Below are 11,133 nucleotides of genomic sequence, written 5' to 3'. Positions count from 1 at the left end.
AAAATTATCAACCAAATATTTGTTTTTAAGCACAGTTCATCCCAGTGCATACTGGAATCCATACGTACTATTCCATATTCAGGGCGTTTATGGATTCCAACCTGCGTTGGAATGACAAACATAATGGATCCCGTTTTTCAATACGATGACAACGCTGCTTTAACGTGACCCAGAAAGGGTTTGGCGATAGCGGGGTTTTGGCATTCTCTAATAACAGCTTGTTATAGTCTTTTACATCCTTCATTATTTTATGTACCTCTTGCGTTGCAATAACATCTGCTACCATAAATAACGCAATTAAAGCCCCAGATAATGCCCAACTAAGCTCGCCTGTTGCAAAATCAGGAAAATTTTTATATTATTTTCTTACTCTTACCTACCAAAGTTTGACATCACCCGAAAGGATTTGGGCGATAGCAGGGGCAAAGTCTCCCGACTTGGAGTGATTTACTTTATGCTTAGTTTTCGGTATTTACTACTACCTATTTTGTTATCTTTTAAATATCGTTTTTAATTATTTCGCGAAGTCAGGAGGCTTTTTTATATTATTTTCTTAGTCTAACCTACCAAAGTCTGACATCACCCGAAAGGATTCGGGCGATATCAGGGAAACTGTAGTATGTCAACCATTATATCTTCTCTATCTAGGTTAATAGCTTTCAAATCCCCCTTTATCATTAATGTGATACTTCGTAGGTGATTTAATAGATACGTCACCTTCTATATTATCATAAAGAGCAGAATATATAGTATAATCAATATCTATAAAAAAGAATCTTGAACCAAAGCCAAATGATTGTTTATAATTATAATAAATATTGAAAACATCTATTACTTTATTATTTACAGTTGATATTAGATAAATGTTTTCAATATTTTTTTTATTTATAGGGTTATAATAAATAGTTTTTAAAAAGAAAAACTTAATCTTTTCTTTTTCTATATATTCAATAGATAAATAAAACAACCTGTCCTTTAAGCCATAAAAAAATGGAACTGTAAAATATCTATTTAAAGAGTCGTTTGTTTTCTTGATAAGTATTTCAAAATTCTTGAAATTATCTGTTTTTTTAAATGTAAGATCATCTATAGCAAGTTGGATAGCTGTTTGTACTTCTTTATATACCTTATAAATAGTATCGGTTACAGGTTTTGCTGCTTTTACTTTTTTACTCCCAAATGGTAAATCTATTCTCTTTTTGTCCTCAACTTCAATGTGAAATTCATTAAGAGTGTCTTTTTTTTCAACCTTTATTTTCTCTACTGGACTGTTCTCTGAAACCGAAGATTGAGTTTCTAATTTTTTCTGTTTTTCTTGTTGACAAGAAAGTAATACTACAAAAAGTAAAACTATATAAATGGATATTTTCATGATTAGGGCAGTATTAATTGTATTCTGTTATTTTGTAATCGATCTGTATGTAAATGATCTTCATGAATATTACCATAGGCACCACAATCATTAACAGAATTTTGGTAATTCATTTGGCAACCCACAATATTTCGATTAAAACCATAATCATGTAATGCATTTATAAAACCTTGCTGGTTATTATGATTATTTAGATAATGCGTATCTATTGCTTTTCCATCAACATGACCACTACTAGGATAACAAGAACCATCTTTATATGCAAATCCTTCAGATACTATATATACATTAGATGTAGTGTTGTTTAAGTTTAGTTGCGCTAACGCTCCTATACGTATTTAATCTACTCTCATAAATTTACCTTCATCAGAAATTTTATATGAAATCACGTTTCCAGAACTAACTTCATATCCGTCTATATTAGTAAAAGTCTTGCAATTGAAAACATAATCCTCATCTACGTAAATACTTTTATTTATTAAAGTTTCTGATTTTGAATACTCGTAAGAAGCCAATATGTCTATAATTTTATCATCTATAACTACAATATAAATAGGATTATAAAACGTGTAATCTCCTTTTCCTAAAAGACCATATATTTTAAATTTTTTATAATCTGGTAATTTTATAAATAAAGATATTTTAGATGTAATTCTTTTTTGCTTATCCTCTTTTTTTGTGGTAAGTAAATTATTTATCGCTTGTAAAGTTATACTATCATTTAGCTTTATACTTTTATTCAAATCAATAATTACATTATCATTCCTATTAAATTCAATAATTCTAAAGTACCCCTGAGCATATTTGATACTATCTTGATTATTTAGGCCTTCTTTCTTTAGAGAGTGTTCTAAATACCCGCCGCCACAATACCAATTATCGGGAAAATCTAAATCAACCAATTCTTTTTTCCCGTAAGGAAGTTTTACTTTTTGGGATAAAGAGTCTAAAAATTTTATATCCAGACCAGCATTTTGATTTATAGTACTATCAAAATCAATCGTATCCTTATATTCTAATAGAGATTTATTAATCTCGTTGTTGCTTCTTTTTTGTTTGCAAAAAAATAATACTGCAAAGAGTAAAACTATATAAATGGGTATTTTCATCATTTTATAAAAACTCGTTTTACAAGTTCTCCATCTTTATAGGTTTCTGTGTAAAGAAGTTCGCCTTTTTTACCATCTTGAGTCATTGCAAAATAGAGCCATTTATTTAGAAACATTACAACTATTTTACTTTTTTAAATCTCCCTTCTAGGGAAATATTATATTGAGAATACGATTGAAATTTATTGTTTTCTTCATCTCCTGAAAATTCTTTGATGTGAATTTTGTAATCGCTATCTATATAAAATAGTTTTTGTTCTGTATTATATGAGTACTCTTTATATTTATAAATATTTAAGCTGTTTATTTCTCCATCTTTATTGATTACTAAAATATCAGCCCAAATCAACAAAGGGTCATAAGTTGTGCCTGTACATATATAAATATTATTACTAAGTTTGTTAGGTAATTTAGAAACAACATTTACTATTCTCCACTTAGGATTTGATGACTCTTCTTTATTTAAAAATACGTTACTATTTATAAGAGATTTTTCGAGAACGGTAAAGTTTATATTTTCAAAACGATCTGGTGATTTATAAGAATCAAAAATCTTTTGTAAACGAAAATAAATGGTATCATATTTTTTCTGAAAAGCGTTAGTTTTTGAATATAGTTCCCAGTTTTCTGGAAAATCAATATCTACTAAGCCTTTTTCTCCAAACGGTATAGAATCTGTAATTGGTATAGAATCATGATAAATTTTGTTTAATAAATTTTGGTTAAAATTTATTAAACTATCATTGATAGAACTACTTGTAGAATTTTCCTCCAAAGAATCTTCTAAAATGTTATTTGTTTTAGATAACGAAATCTTAGGATCAACATTGTTTTGATTGGATTGTTTACAGCTATAACAATAAAAGATTATTAATAAAAAATATAATATTTTCATTCTAAAATGTTTTCAATAAAATTTTGGTTAAAATTTCTTCCTCCCGAATGTAAGTGACCTTCGTGTCTGGCTAAATATTGACTATGGTCAATACTGGGTTTCCATCCAGTAACTCCTCTTCCCTGATAATCGATGCCATAAAACCTCATGGCATTAGTTAATAAATCTTCAAGTGTTTCAGAAATTAAATAGTTTGTGTCAAATGCTTTACCATTAGCATGAGATGTGCTAGGAAAACAGGTTCCATCTTCATAAGAAAATCCTTCAGAAATAATTCCCCTATAGTCTATTGCGTGCTCAGATACAACCTCTTCAAAATTACAATCGGCTAATGATCCTATAACCGCAGCAAGAAAATCTGGATTAGAGTAGCGCCTTCTCGTTTTATAAAACCCAAATCTAACCTTAACATCATCATGAATATAATTTATGCCCTCGAATAACGAAAAATTATTTATTGTTTCTAGTATTAGATCTTCTCCGTGTTGAGCATAAACCAATTCAATACTATTGGTGTTTTCATAAAATCTATCAGGAAAATCATTCCCATATCCCTTTGTTATTACTCCATTAGTAAATACATAGGATATTCTTGCATCGACTCCTTCATTTTGAAAATTATCATAACTGATTGTATTTTGTATTAAAGTATAGTCTTGAAGTTGTTGAGGAGTTAAATCTTGAGGAGTTATAACATTATTAGCCAATCCTTCTGCTACGTTTACAGCTCTTCGATAAGAAGGTAAATAAGTTGGATAATTTCCTGTGGTATGTATCCCATTTTCTTTACCAATAGTTATAAATTTATTCAACTCACAGATAAAGTGTTCGTTATCATTACTATCATGATAAATATATTTTACAACATTAGATCTTTGATTAATCAACCTACCGATAGGCTTTTTTCTTGCATCATCATCAAGATCATTAAAATTGCTGTTTGGATTAAACAAATTATCCCCATGATAGATTTCGTATACATTTTTGTTTTGCAGGGCAAACCGGTGCCCATCGGTATTCATAAAACGACCAGATGCTACCCAAACCCCTTGTGGGTTCTCTTCTGGACCATAGGCTACGATCATGTTTTCATCATTTTATAAAAACTCGTTCTACAAGTTCTCCATCTTTATAGGTTTCTGTGTAAAGAAGTTCGCCTTTTGTATTGTTTTTGTAACTATAGAATTTCCATTCTCCTATCTTTTCTCCTTGGTTATATTCTCCCTCAGAATATGAATACAAATTTTCTATACCCCATTTCTTATTTTTGTAAGCTAAATTTCTATCTAAATATAAGTCTTTCCAATTACCCGATTTTAGATGATTTTTTACTTCTCCTTCATTTAAAATGGTATCCTGTTGATTAAAAAACCTTACAATTTTTCCATTATTTTTAATTTTCCATTTTTCATATCTGATAAAATAACCTTGATTTTCTCCATAATTAAAATCTTTAGTATGAATAATATAATCATTGTCTATATATGAAAGTCGATAATCCCCTCCTAAACTATAATTGCCTTCAAAATGATTCAATGTAATTTGATCAATAATTTCATTTCCTTTAATTACAATAAGTTCTCCATAGGAGACACTAAACGGAAATTCCTTATCTGGATTAAGTCTTTCTTTTGAGAACCAAAGACCCAAAACCTGTATAGAATCATTTTTATTGGGAAACCGAGCAATAGAATATTCGAATATTTTTTCAAAATTAATAGTAATATTTCGATAGTCATTTTCTACATTTAAAAAAAAACTTAGGCTCTTGATTTCTCTTTTTGAAACTTTATACTTCTCAGATTTATATCCTTCGTAAAAGCCTAGTAATCTATTTATTTTTTTTTCATCATTTGATACTTTTCTTTTACTATCATAGGGGCTTCCAAAATTCCACTCTTTTGGAAACTCATACTCTATTAAAGATTTATTTCCTATAGGTAGTTTTAGTGGGGTCATAGAATCTATAAAAGAAAAATCTTTGTTTTGAGGTTTTTCTTTTATAAAAGTAACTGTATCTCTTTCTTCTATAAAATTTTTATTGAGTTTTTCTTTATTAAGATTTAAGGACTGAGTTTTTTGTTCTTTACAATTCGTTATAAAAAACAAAAAAGATATAAGTACTATTATATTTTTCATAACCTAAATATTAATTAAGAATAAGAAGTTTATTACTATCAAAATCTCCTGCATGTAAATGATCTTCATGACCACTAATTGCTGTTGCGTTAGTAAGAGAAGGTAACCAACTTATTGTTGTTACTTGAACACCATTTATAATTTTATACCCATAACCTTTATAAACGTTGTCAAAATAAAAATCATTAAAAGCATTAACTTTTAATTGTTCTCTTGTTAAAGTAGCTAAATAAGCAGTATCCACACTATCTCCATTAGGGTGCGTAACACTAGGATAACTGGTGGCATCTGCAAAGCACATACCTGTACAAACGATATCTTCTCTATCTAATTGAATCAAGCTTCCTAAAAAACCAGCAAAACTTTCTGGATTACAATATCTTCTTGCTGTATTTCTATATGTAAATGTGGCTCTAACCCTATTACTTCCCGTTTCTTGATTAAAATTTAAATTATCTGGCATTCTTATTAAATTCACTAAATCATTAAGATTATTAGGGTTAGCAAGTGGATAACGTCTATATCCGTATGCTTGACCGTATGAAATAATTGAACCATCTGCATAATGATAATTAGTTTCTGCATCACCACCTTCAGGAGCTGGAACAGAACTCGTAAAATTGTTATAGGTAGATTGAAATAAAGTTGTTGAAACTCTTTGCCCATTGTTTCTTCTTCTTGCCGTAGAAAGTGGACACTCGCAAATTTCATAGCAATTATCAATCCCGTTATAAAAGAAATATTTTACATCTGTAGAAAAAGTATTTTCGATACTTGCAATTCTCCTTCTTACCACTTCTCCGTTATGTGTATGTGTCCCTAAAGGATTAAACAAATTATCCCCATGATAGATTTCGTATACATTTTTGTTTTGCAGCGTAAACCGATGCCCATCGGTATTCATAAAACGACCAGATGCTACCCAAACCCCTTGTGGGTTCTCTTCTGGACCATAGGCTACGATCATGTTTGCATCCTCGTGTGCGATTTCTATTTCTATAGCAGGCAGATCTTGCCCCGCATTGCTAATGTTTTCTGCCCAGGTATCAAAAACTGCCCTTGTGTTAGGGCGCAAAGATACTTTAATAATAGCAGTATCTATAAACTCATCTACATTACCATAAGGGCAATCGCCATTACTATCGTTTAGCGCGGTAGTATCTCCTACTTGTACAGTAATACTATCTATAGCGGCAGTACCATCGGTAATTTGCAAGGTCTGCTCTGCGGTACCGGTAAGATTGCAATCTGCTGTTTTTAGCGTTACCGTTAGGCTTGCTCTTTCTGTAGATAGTATATTTTGGTTAAGTGGTATAAAATTTTCTGTTTCTACAAGTATGTAGATATCCCTGCCCAGTATACCTTGGTGTATCTCATTAAAAGCTACTGTGGGTGCGGTAGCTGCGGTGTCTCCTTGTGCAGGGCTGCCTGCGGTTACTACCTTTTGTGCAAAATACGCATTGTTTATACGCGGGGTAACAATGGTTAAATCTTCAAAAGTTGCACTTATATGCGGGTGATCGGTAAACCATACTCTGCCCATAACTAATTTTGTGTTTGTTGTGTGATTGCTTTTAACGATAATCTCATGGTATCTGCAGTAACGGTAACGGTTAACAAATCGCCTTGTAGTATTGCCCCGTTGTACTCATAATCGAGGGCGTTGTTTGCCAAATCTATGGTTGCTTGTTTACCGGTAGCATTTTTGGTTTTTAGTATATAATAAATCTCGTCGCCTGTTTTTAGTTTTCTTTTTGGGATGGTGTTGCCTTGCAGGTCTTCATAATAGCTTTCTGTGATTTCTGGTCCTCCTTCTGCCACTTCTGCCGCCCGATAGGGCATTTGCCTGCTTGGGGGGATATAGCTTTCCTGCCAATGCTTTACATGGGTAACTCCCCGTATCTCGTGTATTGCCGAAGATATTTTAAGGGTTATGATCATTGGGCTTTCTCCATTTGTACTAAAGGATTCATGCCACGATACCAGTGCAGAGTCATTAAACTTGTACTCCAAAAACACGACCCCGTTAAAACTACCTTTATAAAATACTACTTTACATTGGGTAAGGGTGCAGAGCTCCCCTTTTCGTCTTTTGATTATCCAGCGTTGCAACCTGTCATCTTCATGACCTGCCATAAAGGAAAGGGTAAGGATCCCACCCATGGGTTCCTCACCACACCGACCTGTTTTTGGGTTAAAATATCTGTTGTACTCCAATTGGGTATGCAGTAGCTCTCTAACTGTGCCAAGCGTATAAAATTTGGCTTTTATGTTCATATATAAAGTATATTCTGTTTGTATGGATTTATTTTTCATTTATAAATTCAATTAACAAAATAGGTTGTGGGGTAACCGGTGCAAAGTAACGCAAAATATTGCGGCTTTTTGCCCGCACGTTAAAAGTTTGTGGTTTTACCATACCTTTTGTCCAATATCTTATAACAGAAGGATTTTTATGTAAAAAGGTCTACTTTGATCTTCAAATTTTTAACTCTACAGGCTGAACATTTAACTCCAAAGGCTAAAAATTCAACCTACAGGATTAGACCTTTAACCCCAAAGGCGCATCGTTTAACCCAATAGACCAAGTGACACGTCTTTTTGACGAAGCGTTTAACAACCAGAGTTAAAAATCCAACTTCGGGAGTTGAATTTTTAACCAAAGACCTTGAAATTTCAACCCCGAAGGTTAAAAATTCGACCTGTATAGTTAAAAATTCTGCTTTTAAGGTTAAAATTTTCGTCTTTTTGACCAAACGGAAGGTCTTTTGAGGTAAATACATCTATTTTGATATTCTGGCTTTGCCCTTAACTGTGTAATTGTGGGATTTTGTAACAAAAAGTTACTTCTGGCTTTTGAGTTTTTAGAAAAAAGCGTTGTTTTTAATAGATTCTTCTGCATACCTTCTTCCTTTTATTTTTTTATGTAAAAGATATCCACTTATATAAGTACCCCTACCCACTTACATAAGTACCCCCGGGTACTACAACTGTTAAAGCTCGCGGTAACTTTGTCAGTGTACCCACTTGGTCGTATAGAAATACCCACTTCATTACTTGGTCATGGGGTAACTTTGCTATCTGTAGGGCAAATTTTGAGGTACAGCTTGTCTTTTTTGTAGGAGATTGCACAAAAATGGATGTCCTTAATCTCTTTTTGGATATCCAACCTAAAGAATTAATACCTCTATATACTTTGTAACAATTCTATACTAGTATCGTCTTCTTTTTGTCGAAAGGAAGCAACTTATAAAATAGTATCTTGTCTATAGTATTATAGGGTGTCCTAAATTTTAGAATTATGTTATATAAAAGCGTATTATTTACCACTTTTTGTATTAGTTTTATAAGTACTATCGCAGTAGGACAAACTATTACGTCTAAGGTTGTAGACAAAAAAACCAATGAACCTATACCCTATGCTACGATACAAGTATCTGAAAATGAAGGAGTAATCACTAATGAAGAAGGAAGGTTTAGCCTAAATATAGGGGATAGTTTTTCTAAAACAGATTCTATCTATATCTCTTCTATGGGGTATGAAAAAGTGGGAATTGCGGTTCAAAATGTTACCGATAGTATTATTTATATAGAGCCTAAAGCTATAGAGCTAAAAGGTGTTTTTATTTCTAATAAAAACCTTACCGTAGATGAAATAATGGATAATGTAAAAGATAATTTATCCAAAAATTATGATTTTAAATTATCTCATAAACGACTATTTTTTAGAGAATCCGAGTTTAATACCCTTAAAAAACTGAAGGTTGATTTTAAAAAATCTACTATTAAGGAACTTAATAAAAAATTTATTGATAGCGTAATTTCTATTATTCCTAAAAAAGCTGAATATTACACAGAAGTCTTATGTGATTTTTATACCAGTTCTGAAAAAGCAAAAATAAACATCATTAAAGCTGCAGAACTATATGATAAAAACAATATGGGATCTATGGATGCCATATCCCAAAAGATGGAGAAAATCTTTAAAGATAATGTAAAGCCAGACTCTTATCTAAAAATAAAATCAGGAATATTAGGTACCAAAGTACAAGTGGACTCTATTCTTGAAAACGATAAAGAAGCCGCCGCAGTAAAAAACGAAATAGAGGGGCAAAAGAAAAAAGAAGATAAAAGCGATTTTCTGGATAATCAAAAATCCGGATTAAAAAGTATTTTATCCAGTTTGTTTTTTAACAAAGATGTACTATCTGATTTTATACATAAATCCGGGCGATATAATTTTGAACTTGTAGATTATACCTATATCAATGATAATAGCGTATATATTATTAAATTTACTCCTAAATGGAGAGGAGATTTTAAAGGTACTCTGTATATAAACACCCAGGATTTTGCAATCCTTAGGGCAGATTATGAAAATGCAAAACTCCTTAAAAATTTTAAACTTTTAGGGATTATGTATCAAGATAACCTGTATCGCAATACCATAATTTTTACTAAAGGTCAAAATAACATCTACGATCTTAAGTATCTCGAAATGCACAGAGGTAGTGTTTTTGGCTTTGACCGCCCAATAAAGGTCATTGAAAAAAACAAACACGTTAAAGGAAGACGTAAACAAAATGAACTATCTCTTGGTATAGATGCACTTATGTCTAACAAAAATAAAATAGAAATCGTAGTTTTTGATTCTAAACCCATAACCGAAACTGATTATAAAAGCAGTACCGAAAACAAAAGTATAAAACCCGAATATTTATCTGCCTATAATCCGGATTTCTGGAAAGGATATAATATCATAGAGCCCAATACTGCAATTAAGGAATTTACTGCTGCTCCTGAGGAAACCGAGTAAGTTTATAAAACGGATTCCGTAACAAGTCTGGAATGACAATACAATACGTGGTTTTACTTAAAGTTTTTTGTCATTCTGTTGAAAAAAGAATCCACTAGTTTGTCATTCCAACGTAGGTTGGAATCCATAAACGCCCTGAATATGGAACAGTGCGTATGGACCCCAGTATGCACTGCGATGACAAGTAACAGACGCTTTACTAAAAGTAACGGTATTGCCTTTCTGTTGAAAAACGGAATCCATTATGTTTGTCATTCCAACGTAGGTTGGAATCCATAAACACCCTGAATATAAAATAGTATGTATGGATCCCAGTATGCACTGCGATGACAAAAAACAGACGCTTTACTTAAATTAACGGTATTGCATTTCCGTTGAAAAACAGAATCCACTAGTTTGTCATTCCAACGTAGGTTGGAATCCATAAACGCCCTGAATATAAAATAGTACGTATGGATCCCAGTATGCACTGCGATGACAAAAAACAGACGCTTTACTTAAATTAACGGTATTGCATTTCCGTTGAAAAACAGAATCCACTAGTTTGTCATTCCAACGTAGGTTGGAATCCATAAACGCCCTGAATATAAAATAGTGTGTATGAATCCCTGTATGCACTGCGATGACAAAAAGCAGACGCTTTACTCAAACAACGATATTGCCTTTCTGTTGAAAAAAGAATCCACTAGTTTGTCATTCCAACGTAGGTTGGAATCCATAAACGCCCTGAATATAAAATAGTATGTATGGATCCCAGTATGCACTGGGATGAACTGTGCTTAAAAACAAATATTTGGTTGAT

At 32.0% G+C, this 11,133-nt stretch carries 8 protein-coding genes; 1 reads left to right on the top strand and 7 read right to left on the bottom strand.

What is annotated here, in order from left to right; translation table 11 throughout:
- Positions 1-649: 649 nt before the first annotated feature.
- The 7 genes from ACZIYX_RS22825 to tssD form a co-directional block, all read right to left on the bottom strand.
- Positions 650-1,372: a hypothetical protein gene (locus tag ACZIYX_RS22825; protein ID WP_462684578.1), complete on the bottom strand. Its 723-nt coding sequence runs from the start codon at positions 1,370-1,372 to the stop codon at positions 650-652.
- Between the two features lie 338 nt (positions 1,373-1,710).
- Positions 1,711-2,484 (bottom strand): hypothetical protein, encoded by a 774-nt coding sequence (locus tag ACZIYX_RS22820; protein ID WP_462684577.1) that lies wholly within the window; start codon positions 2,482-2,484, stop codon positions 1,711-1,713.
- A 118-nt stretch (positions 2,485-2,602) separates the two neighbouring features.
- On the bottom strand, positions 2,603-3,376 hold the full coding sequence (locus tag ACZIYX_RS22815; RefSeq protein ID WP_462684576.1) for a hypothetical protein: 774 nt from the start codon (positions 3,374-3,376) through the stop codon (positions 2,603-2,605).
- Complete coding sequence (locus tag ACZIYX_RS22810; protein ID WP_462684575.1) at positions 3,373-4,461, bottom strand: hypothetical protein; 1,089 nt, start codon at positions 4,459-4,461, stop codon at positions 3,373-3,375. Before ACZIYX_RS22810 ends, ACZIYX_RS22815 begins: the two co-directional genes overlap by 4 nt.
- A gap of 7 nt (positions 4,462-4,468) precedes the next feature.
- Positions 4,469-5,515: a toxin-antitoxin system YwqK family antitoxin gene (locus ACZIYX_RS22805; RefSeq protein WP_462684574.1), complete on the bottom strand. Its 1,047-nt coding sequence runs from the start codon at positions 5,513-5,515 to the stop codon at positions 4,469-4,471.
- Positions 5,516-5,525: 10 nt separating this feature from the next.
- Positions 5,526-7,058: a hypothetical protein gene (locus ACZIYX_RS22800; protein ID WP_462684573.1), complete on the bottom strand. Its 1,533-nt coding sequence runs from the start codon at positions 7,056-7,058 to the stop codon at positions 5,526-5,528.
- Positions 7,059-7,060: 2 nt separating this feature from the next.
- The gene (gene tssD, locus ACZIYX_RS22795; RefSeq protein WP_462684572.1) at positions 7,061-7,831 is read right to left on the bottom strand and encodes a type VI secretion system tube protein TssD; all 771 of its coding nucleotides are present in this window, start codon (positions 7,829-7,831) and stop codon (positions 7,061-7,063) included.
- Positions 7,832-8,816: 985 nt separating this feature from the next.
- Between tssD and ACZIYX_RS22790 the strand changes: the two genes are divergently transcribed.
- Positions 8,817-10,331 carry a carboxypeptidase-like regulatory domain-containing protein gene (locus ACZIYX_RS22790; protein WP_462684571.1) on the top strand — a complete coding sequence of 505 codons (1,515 nt, stop codon included), beginning with the start codon at positions 8,817-8,819 and terminating at the stop codon, positions 10,329-10,331.
- Positions 10,332-11,133 lie beyond the last annotated feature (802 nt).

It is taken from the genome of Aquimarina sp. (assembly GCF_977115655.1).
This window is presented reverse-complemented; position numbering and strand designations above follow the sequence as displayed.

Bases quoted from the DNA above. Each gene is read 5' to 3' on its own strand.
- ACZIYX_RS22825 (WP_462684578.1), bottom strand. From the start codon at position 1,372: ATGAAAATATCCATTTATATAGTTTTACTTTTTGTAGTATTACTTTCT.
- ACZIYX_RS22820 (WP_462684577.1), bottom strand. From the start codon at position 2,484: ATGATGAAAATACCCATTTATATAGTTTTACTCTTTGCAGTATTATTT.
- ACZIYX_RS22815 (WP_462684576.1), bottom strand. From the start codon at position 3,376: ATGAAAATATTATATTTTTTATTAATAATCTTTTATTGTTATAGCTGT.
- ACZIYX_RS22810 (WP_462684575.1), bottom strand. From the start codon at position 4,461: ATGATCGTAGCCTATGGTCCAGAAGAGAACCCACAAGGGGTTTGGGTA.
- ACZIYX_RS22805 (WP_462684574.1), bottom strand. From the start codon at position 5,515: ATGAAAAATATAATAGTACTTATATCTTTTTTGTTTTTTATAACGAAT.
- ACZIYX_RS22800 (WP_462684573.1), bottom strand. From the start codon at position 7,058: ATGGGCAGAGTATGGTTTACCGATCACCCGCATATAAGTGCAACTTTT.
- tssD (WP_462684572.1), bottom strand. From the start codon at position 7,831: ATGAAAAATAAATCCATACAAACAGAATATACTTTATATATGAACATA.
- ACZIYX_RS22790 (WP_462684571.1), top strand. From the start codon at position 8,817: ATGTTATATAAAAGCGTATTATTTACCACTTTTTGTATTAGTTTTATA.